The following is a 23292-nucleotide window of genomic DNA, read 5'->3' as shown; positions in this document are numbered from 1 at the left end:
GCGTCCAAACGTCGCGGCATGAATCCTCGGGTCTGCGCTGCGTCGCTTCACTCCTTGCTCCGCCCGCGGATGACGATGTCGCTGAGGCTTTCGCTCATCTCACGACCCCATCAGCCGCTTCACCTCTCTCATATCCCTGAGAAACCGCTCGCGCTCTGCCTCCTTGTCCGCGGGCTCATGAATACGCAGAATAAAGGAGGGGTGGATGGTGATGAACACGCGCAAGCCATCCTCGCGTTCGATCAACTGGCCGCGCATTTTCGTCACGGCAATGGCCTTGCCCAGCAGCGACAACGCCGCCGTTGCCCCAAGCGCCACGGCGAGGTCCGGCTTGATCAGCTCAAGCTCCCGGCCGATCCACCAGCGGCAGGCCTGGACTTCGCCGGTATTTGGCTTCGAGTGGATGCGGCGCTTGCCGCGCGGCTCGAACTTGAAGTGCTTGACGGCGTTGGTGACGTAGACTTTTTGCCGGTCGACGCCTGCGTCATCGAGAATCGCATCGAACACTTTGCCCGCTGGCCCGACAAAAGGTTTGCCGGCGAGATCTTCCTGATCGCCAGGTTGTTCGCCGACGAAGACCACTTTGGCGTCATCCGGCCCCTCGCCGAACACGGTCTGTGTCGCGTCGCGCCAGAGCGGGCAGCGACGACAACCCTTTGCAGCCTCGCGCAAATCGGAAATCGTCTTGGCATCGTCTTCATCCGGCGCCTCGGCCGGCTCGGGCTTCGGCCAATGTCTTGCCTGCAGCTTGGCGTGGTGCGGCGCCGGCGTTGTCGGCAGTCTGGCAATCATATCCCTGGCGGCCTCGTCCGCTCCTGCGATCAGATCTGGAATGAGCGAGGCCTCGGGAAGGTTCCGCCAATATTTCTTCGGCATCTCCTTCTGCATCGCCTTCACCTTGAGCCGCGCCGGGTTGAAGATGTTTTCGAAATAGGTCAGCCACAACGCCTCGGTGTCGTCCTGATCGGGTGCATCGCCCTTGGCCGCACCCGGCCCGATCGCCAGCCTTTCGCCGTTCCAGTCGGCGGAGGCATAGGGCGTCAGGATGGTCCAGCGCATGCCGGTGAACCGCCGGACGAAGAAATCCGCGTTGCGCTCGACAATGAAATGCTCCGGCTCGAACCAGGCGACGTAGCGCTCGTTCTCGCCGTCGCCGATCTTCCGGAAGCGTACGAAGGCATGCATCTTATGGCTGTCGCGCCGCACCGCCTTTTCCATGGCTTCGAGCCGCCTGGTGTCGGGATCGGATGCGATCGCCAGCAGTTTCGGCTCGGTGCGCAGGCGCCAAAGCATCCAGTAGAGAAAGGCAAACCGGCCGGGGTCGGAGTGGCAGAAGGCGGTTTCGGCATGGGCGATGAACTCGCGCGGGACGGTAAGCTGCGCGCCCTCTGGCACCGCCGGCAAGGCATCTTGAGGATCATTGGCGTCGGACCCGACACCCCAACTAATATCCTCAGGTCGGACCTCATTCAGCGCCAGACGCCGTGCCGCATCGCGCCAACCGGCGAAATCGGTCTGGCTCGCTAGCCGGACAGTGTATCGGGCAAGGTCGAGCTGAGCCGGCTGCATGGTCAAAACAGCGACAGTTGTTCGCAGGACTTTACGATCGTGTCGCGCAGGCCTGTCTTGTTGGTGAGTCCGCCCGGCGACCAGCCTTCGGCGATGATGAAGGGCCTCAGCTTGGCGATCGAATGGCAGATCCGTCCGACATCTTCCAGCCGCATGCGTCGGTGGCGGCGGGTTTCAAGGATCTTCGCCACCACCTTGGTGCCCAGACCCGGAACCCGCAGCAGCGCTTCGCGGTCGGCGCGGTTGATGTCGACGGGAAACCTCGCCCGATTGCGCAAAGCCCAGGCGAGCTTGGGGTCAATGGCGAGATCGAGCATGCCGTCGCTGCTGCCGGCGAGGATTTCCGGCTGCGAAAAGCCGTAGAAGCGCATCAGCCAGTCGGCCTGATAGAGCCGGTGCTCGCGCATCAGCGGCGGTTTCTGCAGCGGCAGCGACGATGACGAATCCGGGATCGGGCTGAAGGCGGAGTAATAGACGCGCCGCAGATGGTAGCTGCCATAGAGCCGCGCACTGGTGTGCAAGATGCCGTCGTCGGATGTCTTGTCGGCGCCGACGATCATCTGCGTCGACTGACCTCCGGGCGCAAAGCGTTCGCGCTTCTTGGTCCTCAGCGTCGGCTCGGCTTTTTCCTCCATCTTCCGGCGCAGGTTCGCCATGGAAAGGCGGATCGTTTCCGGCTTCTTCTCCGGCGCCAGTTTCTTGACGCCCTCATCGGTCGGCAGTTCGACGTTGATAGACAGCCGGTCGGCGTAGAGCCCGGCCTGCTCGACCAGTTCGGCCGAGCTTTCCGGAATGGTCTTCAGATGAATATAGCCGGAGAATTTTTCGTCCAGCCGCAGCCGCCGCGCCACCTCCACCATCTCGGCCATGGTCTCGTCGGGCGAACGGATGACGCCGGAGGACAGGAAGAGGCCCTCGATGTAGTTGCGCCGGTAGAAATCCATGGTCAGCTTCACCACCTCGTCGATGCTAAAGCGGGCGCGGCGCACATTCGATGACGAGCGGTTGATGCAGTAGCTGCAATCGTAAATGCAGAAATTGGTGAGCAGGATTTTCAGGAGCGAAATGCAGCGGCCATCCGGCGCGTAGGAATGGCAGATGCCCATGCCTTCTGTGGAGCCGATACCGCCGGATTGGAGCGAATCCTTCTTCGCCCAGCCGGACGAGGCGCAGGAAGCATCGTATTTGGCGGCGTCAGACAGGATTGCCAGCTTTTCACGGACGGTAGGTGCGCTCATCCGTTCATGATATGTTCTTGAAGGCTGCAGCGCCACCTCATTTGATGCAGGCGGCGAAAAAGTAATCGCCGCCTGATCGTCGGGCTAGCAGGACGACTGCCCGAGTTCCAGGCGGTCTCTCAGACCTCATGGAGGTAGAGGTGGTAATCCAGCTCGCTGACGGTGCGGGCGACGCGCAGATACTCCGACTGCTTGATCGCCACGAAGGTGCGATGCAGATCCTCGCCAAGCGCCTCTTTCAGGAAGCTCGATGCCCGCGCCGCCTCGATCGCGGCGCGCCAGTCGACCGGCATGGTCGTGCGCGTGACAGCGGCTTCATAGCCATTCCCAGTGGTTTCGGGGCCGGGGTCGAGGCCTTCGTCCAAACCCTTGATGATGCCGGCCAGCACCGTTGCCGCGATCAGGTAGGGATTGGCGTCGACGCCCGAAGGCCGGTGCTCGATGCGCCGGTTCTTGGCGTCGCCCGCCGGCACGCGCAGCGCCACCGAACGGTTGTTGACGCCCCAGGTCGGCGCCACTGGCGCATAGGACTGCGAGACGAAGCGCCGCCAGGAATTGGCGTGCGGCGCAAACACCAGCATCGATTCGGCCATGGTCTGGATCAGCCCGCCGAGCCCCTGCAGCAGCGGCAGCGACCAGCTTTCGCCGCCGGCTTCGGCAAAAACGTTGCGGCCGTTCTTGTCCTGCAGCGAAACATGGAAATGCATGCCGGAGCCGGCATATTTTTCGATCGGCTTGGCCATGAAGCAGGCGGTAACACCATGGCGGCGCGCCTGCGCCCGCACCAGCCGCTTCAACATGACGAGGTCGTCGGCCGCCCGCATGACATCCTTGCGGTAGTTCAGCGTCAGCTCGTACTGGCCGGGCGCGTATTCGGAAATCACCGTTTCGGCCGGAATGCCTTGCGCCTTAGCCGCGGCATAGATGTCGGAAAACAGCGGCTCCATGCCGTGCAGATGGTCGACGGAATAGACTTCCGTCTTGGCCGAGCGGCGGCCGTCGAGCACGGCATCCGCCGGTTTCACCTTGCCATCGGCATCGCGCTCATTGGCCAGCAGGAAAAATTCGAGTTCGAAGGCGCCGGCGGGATAGAGGCCCTTGGCCGCCAAGATGTCGACCTGCCTGGCCAGCGCCAAGCGCGGGTCCGACGACATTGGCTGTCCCTCGAGATGGTACATCGCCATCAGCAACTGGCCGCGCGGCGGGTTCGTGCCGTAAAGCGGCACCAGCGTGCCGGGAATGGGCCATGCCCTGAGATCGCCGTCTCCAGTCGTCCAGATCAGCCCGGTTTCGTGCACATCCTCGCCGGTGATGTCGAGGCCGAGGATCGAGATCGGCATGTGGCGGCCGCCCTCGAAGATGCTTTTCAGCTCATGCCGGCGCACGATCTTGCCGCGGCCGACGCCGTTGGCGTCGGTCAAGACGATATCGAAGGCTTCGATTTCGGGATGGGCGTCGAGAAAGGCTTGCGCCTCGGCGGGCGTCGAGCCCGAAGGTGAAGTCATGATTAGTGTACTCGAGTTTGGCTTGGCAGCTTGTCTCATGCCGTCAGCCTTGCCGCAACCGTGGCGAAGGCGGTGATCAGCCGGTTGACCTGGGCGCCGGTGGTGGCCGGTGAGATCAGCATCATGTTGTGAAAGGGCGCGATCAGCACGCCCTGGTTGACCAGCGCGACATGGATAGCCGCCTCAAGCTCCGGCGCATGGGCAGTCTCGGCTTCGGCGCCGTTCCTGAGCGGGCCAGGGGCGCAGATGAACTCGACGCGGGCGCCGACGCGGGCGACATGCCAGGGCAGATTGTAGCGATCGATGACGCCGGTCAGCCCGGCATCGAGCCGCAGGGCGAGGCGATCCATCCGGGCATAATTCTCCTGCGTCATCACCTCTTCGAGCGTTGCGCGCATGGCTGCGAACTGCAGCGGGTTCGCCGACAGCGTCGTGCCCATGCCGGAATAGCCCGGCTCCTTGGTTCGATTGTAGTCGGCATAGCGCGAGGCGACCTCGTCGCTCATGCCCCACACGCTTGCCGGCACGCCGCCGGCGATCGGCTTGCCCAGCACGAACAGGTCGGGCTGCAGCCCGAATTTCCTGGTGTAGCCGCCGGGTCCAGTCGAAATCGTGTGCGTCTCGTCTATCAGAAGCAGCGTTCCGGCCGCGCGCGTCAGTTTGCGCAAGGCGTCGTGAAAACCCGGATCGGGCAGCACCATGCAGGAATTGGTCAGCACCGGCTCAGCAATGACGCAGGCGACATCCTTGTCCTTGAGCGCTGCTTGCAGCGCGGCGACATCGTTGAATTCAATGACCTTCGCCGTCTTGGTCAGGTCGCGAAACTCACCCGCCAGCCCCGGCCGATTCACGGGCTTGCCGTCGACCATCCGGACCATCGTCTCGTCGACCGAGCCGTGATAGCAGCCGTTGAAGACCAGTATCTTTTCGCGGCCGGTGACGGCGCGGGCGACGCGCAGCGCGAAGCGGTTGGCGTCGGTGGCGGTGGTGGCGATCTGCCAGAACGGCAGACCGAAACGCTGTGTGAGCAGCGGCCCGATGGCCAGCGCATCTTCCGAAGGCAGCATATAGGTCAGGCCGCGCCCGGCCTGGCGGCGGATGGCGCGCGCCACCGGCGGCGGCGAATGGCCGAACATCGAGCCGGTGTCACCGAGGCAGAAATCGTCCAGCCTGTTGCCGTCGATATCCGTGATGGCGGCGCCCTTGGCGCTTTCGACCAGGATCGGGAATGGCGTCGGCCAGTCGTTCATCCAGTGCATCGGCACACCGCCGAAGAAGCCTGGCAGGCCGTTACCGACCTTGGCCTGCGATTTCGGCCGCGCCTTGCGGAAGGTGTTCGCCTCGCTTGTCCGCAATGCAGCGATGCGGTCACGGCTGATACCGCCGATGGACGCCTTTGAATAACTGTTCGTGCTGTGCATGAAATCCCTCTCGGCCGGCACACTACCCAATTGGCGACGGCAACCGCAATTGGCCGTGTTGGTGCGCTGCATTGGGTCAGCAGCAAGTTCGGCAGACTTGACCTTCCGGCGCAGTCGGGCGCCAATGCGATCGGGTCTGTGGTTTGGGGAGAAAAATGCGGACGATCATCTGCGCTATTGCGCTACTCTTGTCGGCCGCTGCGGCTTCCGCATCGGGCGGCGTCTGGTGTTCCGTCGATGACAAAGCGGTGCAATTCGAGGTCGGCGCCGGGGTCACCAGAGGTATGGGCGGCCCGACCTTCAATTTTCGCGGCGATCTCGAGATACTTGGCCGGCCGGAAGGCGACAGTCTGCGCAAGACCGTCTTCGAGGATTCCGACCTCACCCAGTACTGGCTGGACGACAAGGAGTTGCGGCTGAACGTCTACCACGAGCATCAGCTCGGAGATAAATTCAACTCTGTCGAACTGACGATCCTGACCAAGACCAGTGACGAGGGCGTCTATGACGGCCGGTACACGCTTGCCGTCTACGACAACGCCGCCGACACGGAACAGGACGGCAAGCCGAAAGAATTGACCGGCAAGGTGTCGTGCGGAGCCGAATAGGTCACGCCGAGATATCGATGACGCCGCAGTCGCCGGCGGCACTGCCGAAGGCGACCCGGCGCTCTTCCTTATCCCACATCATCGCGGTGATGGCGCCCTTGCCCGGGCGGCGCAACAGCACCTCTTTGGCATCGGTAAAGCGCACCGCCATGACCATGCCGTCATCATAGCCGACGGCGACGACATCCTGGCTCGGATGGCAGGCAACCGATGTCACCATGGCGTTGCCGCGCGTGCCGAGCTCCAGCGGCGCCTTGCCCATCGGGCCGTCCTTGCCCGAAAACGGCCAGACGATCGCCGCCGGCGCGCCGGAACTCGCCAGCCATTTGCCCTTCACGCTCCACGACAGGCTTTTGACCTTGCCGGGATAGCCGGTCATGCGCATGTGCTTGCCGTCGGCGAGCTTCCAGCCATGCAGCGCGTTTTCCTGCATGGTGGTGACGAGGAAGGCGCCATCCGGCGAGAAGGTGACGCCGGTATGGGCACCGGCCCATTCCAGCTCCACCGGTCTGCCCTCGGCGGCCGGGAAATGCAGCGTCGCGCCATTGTAGCGGGCGACGCCGAAGCGTATGCCCTTGGGGGAGAAGGCCAGCCCCTCGACCGAACGCGGATGGGCAAACTCTTTGGTCTTGCCGTCGGCAAAGCGCACGAACGCAGTCTTGCCTGTGGCATAGGCGATAGCGCCTTGCGGCCCGGCGGCGACGCTGGTGATCCACTTCTTGCCGGCGCTCGCCAATTCGCCGACGGTGCCACCTGCGGTGACAGCAAAAATCTTGCCGTCCTCGCCGCCGGTGATCAGGCGGTCGTTGGCGGCGTCATGGAACGTGGAGAGCAGGCCGTCATTGGCCTGAATTGCCTTGTGGCCGTTGTCGAGCCTATGAACTGTCCCATCGGCCAGCGCAAAATGCGGCACGTTGTCGAGGAAGACGGCGGCAAGGCAGTGACCTTCCAGGTCGAGGGGAGCAACTGTGGGCATCAGGACCATTCCAATGAAGCTGTCACCACTCCCGGGAAGCCATTGAGGCGGCCAGGCCTGGCGTCAACCTTCCCCTTTGTGGGAGAAGGTGGATCGGCGCGCAGCGCCGAGACGGATGAGGGGTGTTGGACGGATCGCCGTCGGTGCCGAGCTGGAGCACCCCTCATCCGACCTCGCTTCGCGAGGCCACCTACTCCCACAAGGGGAGAAGGAAGAGCGGGCAGCGCTAGCGCCATAGAGTCCGGAAATCAAGCCGCCTGGCAGGCGTCAAAGCTCTTCTTCAGCCGTTCGGCGTCAAGCTCGCGGCCGATGAACACCAGCCGGCTCTCATGCTTTTCGCCGTCTTTCCAGGCGCGCTGGTGGTCGCCTTCGATGATCATGTGCACGCCCTGGATGACATAGCGCTCGTCGTCGCCCTTGAGCGCGATGATGCCTTTCAGCCGCAGGATGTTGGGACCTTCCATCTGAGTGATCTTCTCGATCCACGGGAAGAATTTCTTCGGGTCCATCTCGCCGCCGCGCAGCGACACCGACTGCACGGTCACGTCATGGATGTCGGAGGGATGCGCGTGATCGTGATGATGATGGTCGTGATCATGGTCGTGGTGATCGTGCCCGTCATGGTCATGGTGGTCGTGATCATGATCGTGCGCCTCGAGGAAATGTGGGTCGTTCTCCAATGCGCGCGACAGGTCGAAGGCGCCGCGGTCGAGCACTTCCGACAGCGCCACGCCGGCGCGCGTGGTGCGGTGGATCCTGGCCGCCGGGTTGATGGCGCGGATGGTGGCTTCGACCTTGGCCAGCTCTTCGGGCGTCACCAGATCGGTCTTGTTCAGCACGACAACATCGGCGAAGGCGATCTGGTCCTCGGCTTCCTTGGAATCCTTCAACCTGAGCGGCAGGTGCTTGGCGTCGACCAGGGCCACGACAGCGTCGAGTTTGGTCTTGGAGCGCACGTCGTCGTCCATGAAGAAGGTCTGCGCCACCGGCACAGGATCGGCGAGGCCGGTGGTCTCGACGACGATGGCGTCGAAGCGGCCGGGACGGCGCATCAGGCCTTCGACGACGCGGATCAGGTCGCCGCGCACCGTGCAGCAGACGCAGCCATTGTTCATTTCGTAGATTTCCTCGTCGGATTCCACGATCAAATCATTGTCGATGCCGATCTCGCCGAATTCATTGACGATGACGGCATAACGCTTGCCATGGTTTTCCGACAGGATGCGGTTGAGCAGCGTCGTCTTGCCGGCGCCGAGATAGCCGGTGAGAACGGTCACGGGGATTTGCGTCTGTGCTTCGCTCATATCTTGCCTCGAAATGGCTGGGCCACGGAATTGCGGGCCGCAAGAAGGGATTGTTGGCCTGATATAGGATGTGTGCCGGCCTTTTGCACGAGGCAAACCGCCTGGGTGTTTGACCCAGGATTGACGAAGCGGATGGGTAGACCCGAGAGGCCGAGTGCGAGGGATGCCGACCATCAACGTGTCGCCGGAAACGCCTCTTCGTTGACCTGTGCTGAGCCGCGCCGCGTCAAACCGTTGCAATCGCCTTGGCGGAAACTCGTTTGTCATCTAACTGAAATAAACATCTGGCATCACCATTTCGAGCACCACAAATGCTTGCCGGCAAAGCTGTTTCGAAAGCCGGAATCTTTTGGATCGTCGATTGCCAACCGGCCGGCTGCGTCTATGCTGCACGCACCGGTACGGCCGAAGAGGGATCAGCATGGCCAAGGCGGACAAGACTGCAACGATGAGCCGGCTGCATTCGGCGGCAAGGCTGGCAAGGACCGCGCTGGCGGCGCGGCTTCTGGCGCACGGCTTCTATGCCGGCCAGGACCAGATCATGCTGACGCTCGACCGCGAGGACGGCCAGACGCCCGGCAATCTCGCCGGCCGCCTCGGCGTGCGCCCGCCGACCATCACCAAGACCATCAACCGGCTGCAGGCCCAGGGCTTTTTGGAAAAGCGCGCCTCTTCCGCGGATGCACGCCAGGCGCATATCTTTCTCACCGACACCGGCCGCGAGATCATCCACGCCATCGAGAAGTCGGTGAAGAAGACCGAAAAGCAGGCCTTGAAGGGCCTCGACAAGAAAGAACAGAAGACGCTGTTCAAGCTGCTCGCCCGCATCGAGGCCAATTTGTCGAACGAGGAGCTGGTGCTCGTCGACGACGACGCCGACATCGACGACTGACCGGCACGGCGGCCGCGTGTCTTGAGCTAGGCCGCCACCGAAGGGCCGCGCACCAGCCCCGACCAGCGGCCGGGCGTCAGGCCGAATGCTTTCTTGAAATGCCTGTTGAAATGACTCTGGTCGCTGAAGCCGGCGCCAACGGCAATCTCGGCCAGCGGCTCGCCCACCTCGATCATCCGTCTTGCCTTTTGCAGCCGGCGCATCAGCAGGAACCGATGCGGGCTGGTGGAATAGGTCGCGCGAAAATGGCGTGACAGCGCATAGCGGTCGAGCCCGGTGACGGCTTCCAGCTCATCGGAACGAACGGACCGCTCGGCATTCTCCTCGAGATAGCCGCGCGCCAGCGCTGCCGCACGCGAGGCCGACTTCCCCATCGGCTTTGCTTTCTGTCCCGCATGACGCCCCAGATGCTGCGCCAGCTCCGCAACGAAATCGGCGACGAACAGCTCGTCCAGTTCCTCATAGAGCGGCGACAGGGCCGAAAGCAGCGTGCCACGCAAGGCAGGATCGCTGACCACAGCATCCCTGACGAAAGGCAGCGGCGCGCCGTCGAGGCAGTCGAGCAGCAGTGAGGGTTCCAGATAGAGGATCCGGTAGCGCAGACCATCCTCGGTCCCGGCGCCGCCATCGTGCACTTCGTCGGGATGCAGCACGATAACCTGGCCGGGCAGGCTGTGGTTGACAGTGCCCCTGTAGTGGAAGCGCTGCACACCGGAAAGCGTCACGCCGACGGCAAGCGTATCATGACGGTGCAGGTCGAAGGCTTTGCCATGGAAATGCGCCTCGATGCGCTCGATGCCGGTCCTGCCTGGCGCCGAGACGATCCGGTCTTCATCCGCGCACGAACGTCCAAGACCCTGTGTCGCCTCACCGTCTAGATCGTGCGTCATCACCTATCCCTGCCCTTCATGGGCGTGCTCCGGAGTCCTCATTTTGGTGTTCGATACGAAATTTGCAATCGTGCTGCGGGACGATCTCGCCGTCTGGCAAAAGCTCAACGTCACGGCCTTCCTGAGCAGCGGCGTCGTCGCGCAATTCCCCGACATTATCGGCGAACCCTACCGCGACCGCGCCGGCAACCTTTACAATCCTCTGTCGATCCAGCCGGTCATCGTGCTTTCGGCCGATGGGCCGACGCTCAACTCCATCCACCGGAAGGCGCTGGAGCGGGGCGTGACGGCGTCAGCCTATGTCGAGGAGATGTTTGCCACCGGCTTCGATGCGGCCAACCGCGCCGTCTTCGCCGAGTTCGGCCCTGAGGACGCCAAGATCGTCGGCATCGCGCTGCGTGCCGACAAGAAACTCGTCGACAAGATCACCAAGGGCGCCCGCATGCACGCCTAATTCAGCAGGAAGCGTGTAACGGCGCTCATGAATTCAGTCGGCCGCTCGACGTTCAGCATATGGACGCCCGGAAGCAGTGTAAGCGTGGCGCCGGGGATGCTGGCTGCGATCGCCTCGCTGTGGCTTGCCAGCGTTACCTTGTCGTCTTCTCCACCGATCACCAGGGTGGGGGCGGTAATGAGGGAGACAGTCCGGCGCAGATCGCAATCGCGTACGGCGGCGAAGCATCCCGCGAGACCTTGGGGCGGCGTCGCCAGGACCATCGCGCGGAACGCGTCGACGGTTTCGTTTGGGCCGGCAAGCATCGAGGCGGGAAACCAGTTGTGCATGAACATGTCCGCGGCGGCCGACATGTTGCTCGCAGCAAGGACAGTACGGATCTGCTCGTCAAAGTAAGAAGCCGGCCCGAGATGTGGCGAGGTGTTGGAAAGGATGAGACGCTCGATGCGGTCCGGGGCATGGATACCCAGCCACTGCCCTACGAAGCCGCCCAGCGACAGCCCGCAGAAATGCACGCGGGCGATCTGAAGCGCATCCAGCAGCTCAAGGACGTCGCGGCCCAGCCGATCGAGCGAATAGGCTCCGGCCGGAGCATCGGAACTGCCGTGGCCGCGCAGATCATAGCGCAGCACCCGGAAAGATCCGGCAAATTCCGCAAGCTGCCGGTCCCACATATGCAGGTTCGTCGCAATGGAATTCGAGAGCACAAGCACAGGGCCGGCCCCCGCCAGCTGATAGGCGATCCGGCAGCCGTCGCCCGTCGTAAAATAAAGCGTGTCAGTCATCTGGTCCTCATCTCACCCTGGCGAAAGGAGTTCGATGCTCCCGCCGCCCTTTGAATGAGCCACCCTAGGCCTCGTAATTATCCAGGAAAATTACTATGATTGGACAATCTCAGTAGGTTTTGGCGATAATGAATGGTCTGAAACTCCACGACCTACGGTGCTTTGACGCCGTGGCAAGCGAGGGCAGCTTCCAGGCGGCCGCCCTTGCCTTGAACCGATCGCATCCATCCGTCTTCGCCGCTGTCGCACGCCTCGAGCAGTTGCTCGGGCTCACACTTCTCGACCGCAGCGGATATCGGGTGGGGCTGACGGAGGCGGGCCGCGAGTTTCACGCGCGAGCGCAGCTGACATTGCGCGAGCTCGACCATCTGCGAACCTATGCGGGCCAGTTGGCGAGCGGCGAGGAGACGGTCCTGCGTGTGGTCGTGGGTGATCTGTGCCCGCGACCGCAAATCCTGCCTATGCTCAGCGGCTTCTTTGCCGAACGCACCGGGACACGCCTGCACCTGGAGTACGAGGCGGTCGGCGGTCCGCTCGAACGGTTGATGGAAGGCGAGGCTGACCTCATCTTCCATCGCGCGGATCCTTCCGATCCGCATCTCGAGCGGATCCATCTCTGCGCGGTGCCCCTCGTGCCGGTGGTGGCGCCTGGGTTCCTTCCGTTCGCGCCTGGCCGCGAGATTGCGCCGGAGCAGATGCGGCCCTTCACCCAGTGCGTGATCCGCGACACGGCGCGGCGGCCGTCGCCGGAGAGCTATTTCCTCGTCGACGGTGCGCATCAGTGCTCGGTGCCGGATCATCTGATGAAGAAGGAACTGATCCTTCACGGATTGGCCTGGGGCCATCTGCCGGCATGGCTGATCGAGGACGAACTGCGGGATAGGAGGCTGATCTCGATCGCTGGTGCACATCTGCCCGGCCGGACGGAGACCCTGGCGGCGGTGCGCCGGCGCGACCGACCGCATGGACCCGTCGCCCAGGCGTTGTGGCTTCATCTCCAGGCGCAAGTGGCATCCGGCGAGGCGCTTTAGCCGGCATAGGATCGGCCCGCGCTGAGCCTGCGCGCGGCTCCTGTTGTGCCAGTCGCTTTTGGCTTGCCGGGCGCAGGCGATTGCCGCAAAGGTTAAGCGTTGATCCTCCCTGCCCGGCCTGACATTTGAACGTTCCCGCAAGATCAGACGAAAGCGCAACGCCGCCCGCGGCGATGCTGTTCATGCTGTCCACCTATGTCTTTTTCACCTTTCTCGACACATCGAGCAAATATCTGGTGCTGGCCGGCGTCTCGGCGCTGATCGTCGCCTGGGCCCGCTTCACCGTCCATGTCCTGCTTGTCGGCGTCTTCCTGCGCGGCTGGCGCGAGCCGTCGCGCTTCCGCGCCAACAATTTGCCGGCCCACATCCTGCGCGGCGGTCTGCTGTTCGGCTCGACGATGTGCAACGTCATGGCGCTCAAAACGCTTCAACTGGCCGAGACCACCTCGATCTACTTCTTCGGGCCGATGGTGATCACCGCCCTTGCCGGACCGCTGCTTGGTGAATGGGCCGGCTGGCGGCGCTGGCTGGCAATCCTGTCGGGCTTTGTCGGCGTGCTCGTCATTACAAGGCCGGGCATCGGCGTGTTCGGCATCGGCCATCTTTTCGCGCTCGGCTCGATGCTGTCGAACAGTTTTTACGTCATCATGACGCGGCGGATGTCAGCCAGCGAAACCTCGGAAAGCCTGATCCTGTTTTCGGCGCTGGCGCCGGCCGTGCTGCTTCTGCCGATGCTGCCGTTCTCGCATGGGCTGCCGCAGGATGGCTGGCACTGGTTCATACTGGTGATGCTGGGCGTGTTCGGCGCCGGCGGCCACTGGCTGCTGGTGCAGGCCTACCGCCTGGCGACCACCACGGCGCTGGCGCCGTACCCCTATTCGCAGATGGTCTGGATGATCCTGTCCGGCTGGATCATCTTCCACCAGTTCCCCGACCGCTGGACGCTGGTGGGTGCAGCCATCATCGTCGCCAGCGGCCTTTACATCATCCATCGCGAGCACCGTTTGCGGCTGCGCAATCGCACGACCGTCGATGCCGAGGCGGAGGCGCTGGCGAAAAAACTTTGATTTGCTCCGAATCCGATGGCATAACGCCGCATTTAAAAAATTTTAAAAAAACTCGGGGAGCGAAGGGCTGGCACAAAAGATCAAGCTTTCGACGATCGCGGATGCGCTTGGCGTCTCAACGGCCACGGTATCCCTCGCCTTGCGCGACAGTCCACTGGTCGCAGGCGCCACGCGTGACCGCATCAAGGAGCATGCGCGGGCCATCGGGTATATCTACAACCGCCGCGCCGCCTCACTGCGCACCTCGCGCTCGGGGATTGTCGGCGTCGTCGTGCACGACATCATGAACCCGTTCTTCGCCGAGATCCTGCGCTCCATCGAAAGCGAACTCGATCGCAGCCGGCAGACCTTTATCCTGTCCAACCACTACGACCAGCTGGAAAAGCAGCGCACCTTCATCGACACGCTGCTGCAGCTCGGCGCCGATGGCGTCATCATGTCGCCGGCCATCGGCACGCCGGCTTCCGACATCGTCATGGCCGAAGAAAACGGCCTGCCGGCGGTGCTGATCGCACGCAGCGTGGAAGGCGCCGACGTGCCGGTGTTTCGCGGCGACGATGCCTATGGCACAGCACTTGCCACCAATCACCTGATCTCGCTCGGCCACAAGCGCATCGCCATGATCGGCGGCACCGACCAGACCTCGACCGGGCGCGACCGCTACCAGGGCTATCTCAACGCCATGGAAGCCGCCGGGCTGGAAGTCAGGCCGTCCTGGCGCATTGCCGGGCCGCGCACCAAGCAGGGCGGATTCGAGGCGGCTGGACAGTTTTTGGCGCTTAAAGACAAGCCAACCGCCGCCTGCTGCTGGAATGATCTCGTCGCCATAGGGCTGATGAACGGCATTGCCCGCGCCGGCCTGGTGCCGGGCGCCGACATATCGGTCACCGGCTATGACGATCTCGAGGAGGCGGCAATCGCGACACCGGCGCTCACCACGGTCTGGAATGGCCAGCGAGAGGTTGGCCGCCGTGCCGCCAGCGCGCTGCTCGACAAATTGAACGGACAGGCGGTACGGCCGTCACAGGAACTGATCAAGCCGGAACTGCATGTGCGCCAGTCGACCGGCAAGCCGGTGGAGCGTGCATGACCAAGACGGATGCGTTGCAGACCGTCGCCGTTCTGGTGCCGGGACATTTCAACGACCATGCGGTCGAGCGCATCGACCGCACCTTCAAGCGGGTCAAGATAGAGCGCGCCGATCCCGCCCTGGTCACCGACGAGATGCGCCATGACGTGCGCGCCATTGCGTCCTTCGCCGGCGTCAATGCGGCATTGATGGATGCATTGCCCAACCTCGAACTCATCGCCTCCTTCGGCGTCGGCTATGATTCGGTCGATGCCGGCCATGCGGCCAAGAAAAACATCATGGTCACCAACACCCCCGATGTTTTGACCGAGGAGGTCGCCGACACCACGATCGGCCTTTTGCTCAACACCGTGCGTGAACTTTACAACGCCGAGAAATGGCTGCGCGACGGCAGTTGGGTGAAGAAGGGCAACTATCCGCTGAGCCGGCTGACCTTGCGCGGTCGGCATGTCGGCATTTTCGGCATGGGCCGCATCGGCCTTGCCATTGCGCGCCGGCTGGAAGCGTTCGGGCTGCCGGTGGCCTACCACAACAGGCGCAAGGTCGAAGGTCTGGCTTATGAATACCACCCGACGCTGAAGGGCCTTGCCGAAGCGGTCGATACGCTGATTTCCGTAGTGCCGGGCGGCGCTTCCACGGAGAAGGCGGTCAATGCCGAAATCCTGGCGGCGCTTGGCGCCAACGGCGTTTTCGTCAACATCGGCCGTGGCAGCACGGTCGACGAGGCAGACCTCGCCGCAGCGCTTGCCAACGGCACCATCGCCGCCGCCGGGCTCGATGTTTTCGCCGATGAACCGAATGTGCCTAAGGCTTTGCTGGAGGCGCCCAACACCTCGCTTTTGCCCCATGTCGGCTCGGCCTCGCACCACACGCGCCGCGCCATGGCGGATCTGTGCGTCGACAATCTCGTATCCTGGTTCAGCGAGCGCCGGCCACTGACCCCGGTGCCGGAGACGGCGCAAGTCAAGCCACGAAGCTGAGCGGCTGTCTGCCACACTCGTTAACGTCGGCTTAACGCTTTGGAATCATTCTGCATCTGCGCCGGGGGGCGCGGAGTGCAAGATGACGAAACTTCCGGCATTGATTGCGGCAGCGGCACTTTTCGCCGGCTTTCAGCTGTTTCACGGCGGCAGCAGTGAAAGTTCGGCCAATGAAGCAAGGCCGGCAACCACCTTCAGGCTGGTCGCCAATGGCGACGAAGGCGACTGCGCGGTTAGCCGCGGCGCCGCGATTGACGATGGCCTGTCGCTGTTGACCGTGGCGCCGAACTGCCGCGGGCTGCTGCCGGGGATCGAGCGGGCAAAATTCTGGCGAGAGGGCGAGGACGGCACGATCGCGTTCAGCGCCGACGGCACCGACCCGATCGTCACCTTCTCGGTTGCGGATGGCGACGGCTACGAATCCTACGCTCCGGCCACGCCGCTGCTTTCGCTGGCGACAACCGGCGAACGGGATCAATCCGCCGGCAATTGATCGTCGGGATTTATTCCGCCGCCGCCCGCGCGCCGGCCTTCGCCGCCGCATGCAGGCGCACCGCATCGCCGAAGGCGCGGAAGATCTTGGCCGAGTTGCCGTCCGACTTGACCCAGTATTCGGGGTGCCATTGCACGCCGACGGCGAAGGCGCGGGCGTCCTTCACCGAAACTGCCTCCACCGTGCCGTCGCCGGCAACCGCCTCGACCTGCAGCTTCGAGCCGAGCCGGTCGATGCCTTGGCGGTGCAGCGAGTTGACCTTGATGTCGCCGGCGCCAAACACGCCGGCCAGGCAGCTGCCCGGCTTGATCGAAATGGTCTGGTGAATGGCGAAGCGTTCGTCCTGGTTGTCGCTCACCGGCGCGCGATGGTCGAGCGAGCCTTCGCGCTCCTGGATCTCGGTGCCAAGCGTGCCGCCCAGCGCAACGTTCAACTCCTGGATGCCGCGGCAGATGGCAAGCAGCGGCACGCCGCGCTCGATCGCCTTGCGGATTAGCGGCAGCGTGGTGGAATCGCGCGCCGGGTCGTAGGGGCCGTTGGCTTCGCTGGCGTCGCCGCCATAGAGCGATGGATGCACGTTGGACTTCGAGCCAGTGACCATGACACCGTCGACCGAAGACAACAGCTCGTCGAAGTCGAGCCGGTCACCGAATGACGGCACCAAAAGCGGGAACACGCCGGCGCCGGAAAGTGCTGCCTCGATATATTGCTGCGGGACGGCATGCCAGGTGTAGTTGTCGAACTGACGGACGTCGGTTGATATGGCGACGAGCGGCTGGTGCATTTTGGGTCCGGATTCCATTTGGCGCGAAGCGAATAGCTATTGTGCCTGCAAAATAGGCGATCCGAAGGCGCTTTTCCATGGCAAGTTTCGCCATCTCGCATGGGCCACGCGGCGAACGTTAGACTATAGTTGCAGGCTGGCCGGCCGGCCCGCGGATTTGTCGCCAGCGCCGCCGTCAAATCCCGCCACCATGCTGGACTCGACCTTTTGCCCGTGTATTGTTTCGGGCAAATCGATACCGGACGTGAGGAGATGTCCCTGATATCGGTTGTTGGTCCAATAGGGAGGAACTGCATGGATCGTCGTTCATTCATCCGCAAGGCCGGGGTCACCGGCGTGGGCGCAGCGGCGGCTGCCGCTACGCTAGCCGCACCGGCAATCGCCCAGTCCAATCCGAAAGTGACGTGGCGGTTGGCGTCATCCTTTCCCAAGTCACTCGATACGATCTATGGCGGCGCCGAAGTCTTCTCCAAGATGCTGTCTGAGGCGACGGACGGCAATTTCCAGGTCCAGGTCTTCGCCTCCGGCGAACTCGTGCCCGGCCTGCAGGCCGCCGACGCCACCACTGCCGGCACCGTCGAGGCCTGCCACACGGTGTCATACTATTATTGGGGCAAGGACCCGACATGGGCGCTCGGTGCGGCGGTGCCGTTCTCGCTCAACGCGCGCGGCATGAACGCCTGGCACTATCATGGCGGCGGCATCGACCTGTTCAACGAGTTTCTTGCCACGCAGGGTCTTTTCGGCCTGCCCGGCGGCAACACCGGCGTGCAGATGGGCGGCTGGTTCCGCAAGGAGATCAACACCGTCGCCGACCTGTCCGGCCTCAAGATGCGCATCGGCGGCTTTGCCGGCAAAGTGGTGCAGAAGCTCGGCGTCGTGCCGCAGCAGATCGCCGGTGGCGACATCTATCCGGCGCTGGAAAAAGGCACGATCGACGCCGCCGAATGGGTCGGCCCCTATGACGACGAGAAGCTCGGCTTCTACAAGGTCGCGCCCTACTACTATTATCCCGGCTGGTGGGAAGGCGGCCCGACCGTCCATCTCTTGTTCAACAAGGCCAAGTACGAGGAGCTGTCGCCCGCCTACAAGTCGCTTGTGCACACCGCCGCGCAGGCGGCGGACGCCAACATGCTGCAGAAATACGATTTTCTCAATCCTGCGGCGGTGAAGCGGCTGGTGGCCGGCGGCGCGAAATTGCGCCCGTTCAGCCAGGACATCATGGCCGCCTGTTTCGAGAAGGCCAATGAGGTCTACACCGAAATGGAAGCCACCAACGCACCGTTCAAGAAGATCTGGGACTCGATCAAGGGCTTCCGCAAGGAGCACTATCTGTGGGCGCAGGTGGCCGAGTACAATTACGACACCTTCATGATGGTCCAGCAGCGCAACGGCAAACTGTAGGCTGGGATCTGTCCCTTCTCCCCGTCACTATACGGGGAGAAGGTCCCGGCAGGTGGATGAGGGGCGGCGCAAACTTCGGCGATCGATCGCCTTGGGCTTGGTAGCCGCCCCGAAATTATAGCTTATTTTTCCGAGCGTTGACGCTACCCCTCACCTGCCTGCCGGCATCCTGTCCCCGTATAGTGACGGGGAGAGGGGCGCGGTCATCGCCGTTTCGCCAATCGCCAACGCCGCAGGATTGAGGCTGCCCTTCATTCCATGCCCGGCACCACCAACACCTTGACCTCGCCGGGCGCTGCCGGATTGGCGATCACCGAGGCGGCTTCCTCCAGGCCGACCTGCCTTGAGATGAGCTTGTCGATCTCGATTGCGCCGGACGCGACAAGGTCCGCCGCCCGCCTGTGGGTGAAGGGGTTGATGAACGAGCCGAGAACCTTCAGTTCGCGAAACAGGATGTCGAACGGTTCGAAGGGCACTTTCACGCCTTGCGGCATCACGCCGACGATCACCACCGAGCCGCCGGACTTCGCCAGCCGCATCGATTGTTCGACGGTATCGGGGACACCGGCGCATTCGAGCACCACGTCGGCCCCGCCGGGCACAAGGCCGGTTGGGCCAGCGATCGCCTCGATCGGGTCGACCGCGTTTGGGTCGACCGTCGCCGTTGCACCGAGCTCTTCGGCGAGCGCACGGCGGGAGGCCTGCCGCGTCGACAGGATGATGGTCGCCGCTCCTGCGAGCCTCGCCAATTGCACGGTAAGCAGGCCGATGACGCCGCCACCAAGCACCACCACGGCAGCGCCGGGTCTGATTCCGGCGAGGTCGACAGCGTGCAGGCAGCAGGCCAGCGGCTCGCAGAAGGCGCCATGCGTTGGCTTGAGGTTCGCAGGCAGAAGAAAGGCCTGGCTCTGCGGCATCACGACGTAGTCGGCGAAGCCGCCGTCGCGATGGATGCCGATGGCCCTGAGATTGCTGCACAGATTGACGCGGCCGGCTCGGCAATGACTGCAGCGTCCGCAGAAGATGTTGGGATCGCCGGTAACACGGTCACCGATGGCGATGCCGGAAACCGCATCGCCGACAGCCTCCACGATGCCGCAGAATTCGTGACCAAGCGTCACCGGCGGGCTCGAAGGGAATTCGCCGTGGAGGAGGTGACGGTCGGTGCCGCAAACGCCGCAGGCTTCGACGCGCACCAGAACGTCCTGCGGTCCCGCAACAGGCTTGTCGACCTCCCGTAGCGCAATGCTGCCCACGGCTTCCAGGCGCACGGCTCTCATGACATCCTCACTCAGGTTCTCAGTGTTCACACATCAGTTGAAGTTCGGCGGCTGCGACAGGTCGGTCGCCGGCGCCGCCGGCTTGGCGGGCGGCGTCTCGCCGAAATTCGGCGGCTGCGAGAGATCGTTCGACGGTGGCGCCGCGGGTGATGGGCCACCGTTGGCTGGTGGTGGTGTGCCGAGAGGCGCAAGGCCTGGCATATCAGGCAAGTTGATCTCGATCGTTCCCGGATCGACGGCCGCACCCTTGTAGCGCATGACCATTTGCGGGAAGGCGATGGTCAGCCCGATCATGATCACCTGGATGCAGACGAAGGGCACGGCGCCCCAATAGATCTGGCCGGTGGTCACCGGCGCGATCTGCTTGCCGGTGAGGCGATCGAGATAGGGCACGCGCGCGGCGACCGAGCGCAGGTAGAACAGCGCAAAGCCGAAAGGCGGGTGCATGAAGGAGGTCTGCATGTTGACGCCGAGCAGCACGCCGAACCAGATCAGGTCGATGCCGAGCTTATCGGCTGCCGGCGCCAAAAGCGGCACGATGATGAAGGCGAGCTCGAAGAAATCGAGGAAGAAGGCGAGCACGAAGACCAGGATGTTGACGCCGATCAGGAAGCCGACTTCGCCGCCCGGCAGCGACGTCAACAAATGCTCGACCCAGACGTGGCCGTTGACGCCGTAGAAGGTCAGCGAGAACACCCGCGCGCCGATCAGGATGAACAGCACGAAGGAGGAAAGCCTGGTCGTCGAAGCCAGCGCCTGCTTGATGACCTCCAGCGACAACCGCCCCTTCATTGCCGCCATCGCCAGGGCGCCAACCGCGCCCATGGCGCCGCCCTCCGTCGGGGTTGCGATGCCGAGGAAGATGGTGCCCAGCACCAGGAAGATCAGTGCCAGAGGCGGGATCAAAACGATGATCACCTGCTGCGCCAGCCTGGACATCATGTTGATGTTCAGGCCCTTGTCGGCGATCGCCACGATATAGATCAGGATCACGCCGATGCTGGCGCCAAGGATATCGGCATTGTCGCCATGCGCCGGCGCAAGGTAGCGATAGGCCGCATAGGAAGCCGCGACTGCCACCAGCAGTGCCGCGAGCAGCGACAGCACGCCGTGGCCAAGCGTGCGGGCCGCCAGCGGCAACGCCGGCATCGAGTTCGGCCGGACGACCGACATGATCAGGATGTAGAGCGTGTAAAGGCCGGTCAGCACCAGGCCGGGGATCAGCGCGCCGGCATACATGTCGCCGACCGAACGGCCGAGCTGGTCGGCCAGAACGATCAGCACCAGCGACGGCGGGATGATCTGGGCGAGTGTGCCGGATGCCGCGATGACGCCCGACGCCAGTCGTCGGTCATAGCCGTAGCGCAGCATGATCGGCAGCGAGATCAGGCCCATGGCGATGACCGAAGCCGCGACCACGCCCGTGGTAGCGGCAAGCAGCGCGCCGACGAAAATCACAGCATAGGCAAGGCCGCCGCGAACCGGGCCGAACAGCTGGCCGATCGTGTCGAGCAGGTCCTCGGCCATGCCCGATCGTTCCAGCACGATGCCCATGAAGGTGAAGAACGGGATTGCCAAGAGCGTGTCGTTCGACATCACCCGGCTGCCGTAGAAATTGTCGGGCAGCGCATGCAGCAGCGGCCACGCCAGGTTGATCGAGCCGCCCGAATAGGGCGACAGCACGACGCCGATGAAGAAGAACATCAGGCCGTTTGCGGCGAGTGAAAAAGCGACGGGATAGCCGATCAGCAGGAAGATGATCAGCGAAGCGAACATGATCGGCGCCATGTTCTGGGCGATGAACTCGATCATGGGCGCGCCTCCTGGGCGAGCGCCTTGGCCTCTTCAGCAAGGGCTTTAGCCTCGAGCTCGGCCTGTTCGTGCACCGAGATGAACGGATTGGGATCGTCCATGTCGCCGCGCATGATGGCGATCTTCTTGATGATCTCGGAGATGCCTTGCAGCGCCAGCAGGAAGAAGCCGACGAGCAGGATTGCCTTGGCCGGCCAGATGATCAGGCCGCCGGAATTGTTCGACATTTCGCCGCTGCGGAACGACAGCGACACGTAGGGGACAAAATAGATCACCATCAGCGTCACGAACGGCATCAGGAAGAAGACATGACCGAGCAGGTCGATCCAGTGCTGCACGCGGCGCGACCACATGCCGTAGACGATGTCGATGCGGATATGGTCGTTCTGTTTCAGCGTGTAGGCGGCGGCCAGCATGAAGGCGGCGCCGAACAGGTACCACTGCAGTTCCAGCCAGGCATTCGACGAGACGTCGAAGACCTTGCGGATGGTGGCATTGGCGGCGCTGACCAGGATTGCCAGCAGGATCAGCCACGATATCCACCGGCCGATGAACTCGTTCATACGGTCGATCGTTCTGGATAGAGCGAGCAGCCCTGCCATGCATTTCCTCCCTGAGGTCGAAGGCGCGCCGGCTCCCCTATTTTCCGTCGCGCCGCTGTGGCCCAACGGTATGCCGTGCGTGGTTCGGCGGGTCAACATGGCATGGGCGCGATCAACGCCGTCGTGACGGGAGGCAGGGGATAAGTGCCGACCGGCTGCTGCGTCATGCAACCAAAGTCTGACAGCGGATGCGGCGATCAGGCGATCTTCTGCTGGTCGCGGCCGGGACCGATCAGCACAAGTGCCGCGACCAGGAACAGATACATCCAGCCATCGCGCCATTCGATCGGGAAATAGCCGGCCCATAGCGACTCCGTCATGCCGAAGGCGGCCGCACCGAGCGCGGCCCGAGGCGGAGAGAGATAGCCGCCCACCGCCGTCACGAACAGGATTTTCAGCCCGTAGACGAGGCCGGAGCCGAAGCTGACATTGCCGTAGTAAAGGGCGGCCATGATTCCGGCCAGCGCGGCGCAGAAACCGCCGAACAGCACCGCATGCCGGAACACTGCGCGCACGTCCACGCCGCACATGGCAGCCGCTTTGGGATCGTCGGAGACGGCGCGCCAACGGCGACCGAAGCCCGAGCGGGCAAACGCCCATGCAGCGAGCATGATGGCCGCCAGAACCACCGCGCAATCGATGAGCTGGATCAGCGTCAGCGTCGCCTGGAAGCCGGCATCCTGAGCGAAGACAATGGGTTGCGCCAGCATCGGCGGCAGCCACCAATCATGCGTGTCGGCGGCGATACGGCTTGCTTCCGACAGCACCAGCAGGATGCCGAGCGTCGTCACCACAATGGCATTGGGCGTGCGGTCGGCCAGCGGTTCGAAGACGCTGCGCGACAGCACGTGGCCGATCAGCGCGGCATAAAGGAAAGCCGTGACGACGCCGAGCACCACTGCCGCCAGCAAGGTCAGCCACAATACCTGATAGCCGAAGGCCACGGTCAGGATCATCGTCTGGCCGCAAAAGGCGAACAGCGCGCCATAGGCGAGATTGGTCCGGTGCAGGATGCCGTTGGTCAGCACGTAGCCGAAGGCAAGCAGCGCATAGAGCGCGCCGGAATGCAGCCCGTTCAGCACCTGCTGGAAGAAATAGAGCATAGAC

General features: G+C 63.4%; 22 protein-coding genes. 9 read left to right on the top strand and 13 right to left on the bottom strand.

Annotated features, from left to right (window positions below; all coding sequences use genetic code 11):
- Nucleotides 1–99: 99 nt before the first annotated feature.
- The 4 genes from NKI05_RS09100 to NKI05_RS09085 all read right to left on the bottom strand — a co-directional run bounded on the left by NKI05_RS09100 (nt 100) and on the right by NKI05_RS09085 (nt 5733).
- Entirely contained in the window at nt 100–1569 is a 1470-nt protein-coding gene (locus NKI05_RS09100; protein WP_023815960.1) for a UdgX family uracil-DNA binding protein, read from the bottom strand.
- A gap of 2 nt (nt 1570–1571) precedes the next feature.
- The gene (locus NKI05_RS09095) at nt 1572–2807 is read right to left on the bottom strand and encodes a putative DNA modification/repair radical SAM protein (RefSeq protein WP_023815961.1); all 1236 of its coding nucleotides are present in this window, start codon (nt 2805–2807) and stop codon (nt 1572–1574) included.
- Between the two features lie 119 nt (nt 2808–2926).
- Entirely contained in the window at nt 2927–4312 is a 1386-nt protein-coding gene (locus tag NKI05_RS09090; protein WP_023683505.1) for a glutamine synthetase family protein, read from the bottom strand.
- Nucleotides 4313–4347: 35 nt separating this feature from the next.
- A complete protein-coding gene (locus tag NKI05_RS09085; RefSeq protein WP_023815962.1) occupies nt 4348–5733 on the bottom strand; it encodes an aspartate aminotransferase family protein in 1386 nt (461 codons plus the stop codon).
- Nucleotides 5734–5888: 155 nt separating this feature from the next.
- Here NKI05_RS09085 and NKI05_RS09080 point away from each other — a divergent pair, with 155 nt between their 5' ends.
- Nucleotides 5889–6341: a hypothetical protein gene (locus NKI05_RS09080; protein WP_023683507.1), complete on the top strand. Its 453-nt coding sequence runs from the start codon at nt 5889–5891 to the stop codon at nt 6339–6341.
- A 1-nt stretch (nt 6342) separates the two neighbouring features.
- Here NKI05_RS09080 and NKI05_RS09075 read toward each other — a convergent pair whose 3' ends face one another.
- Together NKI05_RS09075 and NKI05_RS09070 are read right to left on the bottom strand one after the other, a co-directional pair.
- A complete protein-coding gene (locus NKI05_RS09075; RefSeq protein WP_023815964.1) occupies nt 6343–7317 on the bottom strand; it encodes a WD40 repeat domain-containing protein in 975 nt (324 codons plus the stop codon).
- Nucleotides 7318–7565: 248 nt separating this feature from the next.
- On the bottom strand, nt 7566–8621 hold the full coding sequence (locus NKI05_RS09070; RefSeq protein ID WP_023739647.1) for a CobW family GTP-binding protein: 1056 nt from the start codon (nt 8619–8621) through the stop codon (nt 7566–7568).
- Between the two features lie 421 nt (nt 8622–9042).
- Between NKI05_RS09070 and NKI05_RS09065 the strand changes: the two genes are divergently transcribed.
- The gene (locus tag NKI05_RS09065; protein WP_023694717.1) at nt 9043–9513 is read left to right on the top strand and encodes a MarR family winged helix-turn-helix transcriptional regulator; all 471 of its coding nucleotides are present in this window, start codon (nt 9043–9045) and stop codon (nt 9511–9513) included.
- A 26-nt stretch (nt 9514–9539) separates the two neighbouring features.
- Here the strand turns inward: NKI05_RS09065 and NKI05_RS09060 are convergent, their stop codons facing one another.
- Nucleotides 9540–10403, bottom strand: a complete 864-nt coding sequence (locus tag NKI05_RS09060) for an AraC family transcriptional regulator (protein WP_352792305.1) — start codon at nt 10401–10403, stop codon at nt 9540–9542.
- A gap of 46 nt (nt 10404–10449) precedes the next feature.
- Between NKI05_RS09060 and NKI05_RS09055 the strand changes: the two genes are divergently transcribed.
- Entirely contained in the window at nt 10450–10857 is a 408-nt protein-coding gene (locus tag NKI05_RS09055; protein ID WP_023714565.1) for a DUF2000 family protein, read from the top strand.
- Here NKI05_RS09055 and NKI05_RS09050 read toward each other — a convergent pair.
- Entirely contained in the window at nt 10854–11642 is a 789-nt protein-coding gene (locus NKI05_RS09050; RefSeq protein WP_023689240.1) for an alpha/beta fold hydrolase, read from the bottom strand. The two genes, NKI05_RS09055 and NKI05_RS09050, sit on opposite strands and share 4 nt — an antisense overlap.
- A 128-nt stretch (nt 11643–11770) precedes the next feature.
- Between NKI05_RS09050 and NKI05_RS09045 the strand changes: the two genes are divergently transcribed.
- The 5 genes from NKI05_RS09045 to NKI05_RS09025 all read left to right on the top strand — a co-directional run bounded on the left by NKI05_RS09045 (nt 11771) and on the right by NKI05_RS09025 (nt 16303).
- On the top strand, nt 11771–12673 hold the full coding sequence (locus NKI05_RS09045) for a LysR family transcriptional regulator (RefSeq protein ID WP_023694713.1): 903 nt from the start codon (nt 11771–11773) through the stop codon (nt 12671–12673).
- A gap of 182 nt (nt 12674–12855) precedes the next feature.
- Entirely contained in the window at nt 12856–13740 is an 885-nt protein-coding gene (locus NKI05_RS09040) for a DMT family transporter (RefSeq protein ID WP_032886143.1), read from the top strand.
- A 67-nt stretch (nt 13741–13807) separates the two neighbouring features.
- On the top strand, nt 13808–14830 hold the full coding sequence (locus tag NKI05_RS09035) for a LacI family DNA-binding transcriptional regulator (RefSeq protein ID WP_023671355.1): 1023 nt from the start codon (nt 13808–13810) through the stop codon (nt 14828–14830).
- Nucleotides 14827–15810 carry a 2-hydroxyacid dehydrogenase gene (locus NKI05_RS09030; RefSeq protein ID WP_023746556.1) on the top strand — a complete coding sequence of 328 codons (984 nt, stop codon included), beginning with the start codon at nt 14827–14829 and terminating at the stop codon, nt 15808–15810. The genes NKI05_RS09035 and NKI05_RS09030 overlap by 4 nt, the downstream gene beginning before the upstream one ends.
- 82 nt (nt 15811–15892) lie before the next feature.
- On the top strand, nt 15893–16303 hold the full coding sequence (locus tag NKI05_RS09025; RefSeq protein ID WP_023683514.1) for a hypothetical protein: 411 nt from the start codon (nt 15893–15895) through the stop codon (nt 16301–16303).
- Nucleotides 16304–16313: 10 nt separating this feature from the next.
- On the opposite strand, the gene NKI05_RS09020 is transcribed toward NKI05_RS09025, so the two are convergent.
- Nucleotides 16314–17087: a gamma-glutamyl-gamma-aminobutyrate hydrolase family protein gene (locus NKI05_RS09020; RefSeq protein WP_023703661.1), complete on the bottom strand. Its 774-nt coding sequence runs from the start codon at nt 17085–17087 to the stop codon at nt 16314–16316.
- Between the two features lie 294 nt (nt 17088–17381).
- Here NKI05_RS09020 and NKI05_RS09015 point away from each other — a divergent pair, with 294 nt between their 5' ends.
- The gene (locus NKI05_RS09015; protein ID WP_023671351.1) at nt 17382–18491 is read left to right on the top strand and encodes a TRAP transporter substrate-binding protein; all 1110 of its coding nucleotides are present in this window, start codon (nt 17382–17384) and stop codon (nt 18489–18491) included.
- A gap of 251 nt (nt 18492–18742) precedes the next feature.
- On the opposite strand, the gene NKI05_RS09010 is transcribed toward NKI05_RS09015, so the two are convergent.
- The 4 genes from NKI05_RS09010 to NKI05_RS08995 form a co-directional block, all read right to left on the bottom strand.
- Nucleotides 18743–19771 carry a zinc-dependent alcohol dehydrogenase family protein gene (locus NKI05_RS09010; protein ID WP_023683515.1) on the bottom strand — a complete coding sequence of 343 codons (1029 nt, stop codon included), beginning with the start codon at nt 19769–19771 and terminating at the stop codon, nt 18743–18745.
- Nucleotides 19772–19804: 33 nt separating this feature from the next.
- Complete coding sequence (locus NKI05_RS09005) at nt 19805–21583, bottom strand: TRAP transporter large permease (protein WP_023815966.1); 1779 nt, start codon at nt 21581–21583, stop codon at nt 19805–19807.
- Nucleotides 21580–22185: a TRAP transporter small permease subunit gene (locus NKI05_RS09000; protein WP_023815967.1), complete on the bottom strand. Its 606-nt coding sequence runs from the start codon at nt 22183–22185 to the stop codon at nt 21580–21582. Before NKI05_RS09000 ends, NKI05_RS09005 begins: the two co-directional genes overlap by 4 nt.
- A gap of 197 nt (nt 22186–22382) precedes the next feature.
- On the bottom strand, nt 22383–23288 hold the full coding sequence (locus tag NKI05_RS08995) for a branched-chain amino acid ABC transporter permease (RefSeq protein WP_023683518.1): 906 nt from the start codon (nt 23286–23288) through the stop codon (nt 22383–22385).
- Between the last annotated feature and the right edge of the window lie 4 nt (nt 23289–23292).

Source organism: Mesorhizobium sp. M0771 (assembly GCF_040320155.1).
Lineage (GTDB): Bacteria > Pseudomonadota > Alphaproteobacteria > Rhizobiales > Rhizobiaceae > Mesorhizobium.
Note: the sequence above shows the minus strand (reverse complement) of the source record. Positions and strands in the feature narration are given on the sequence as shown.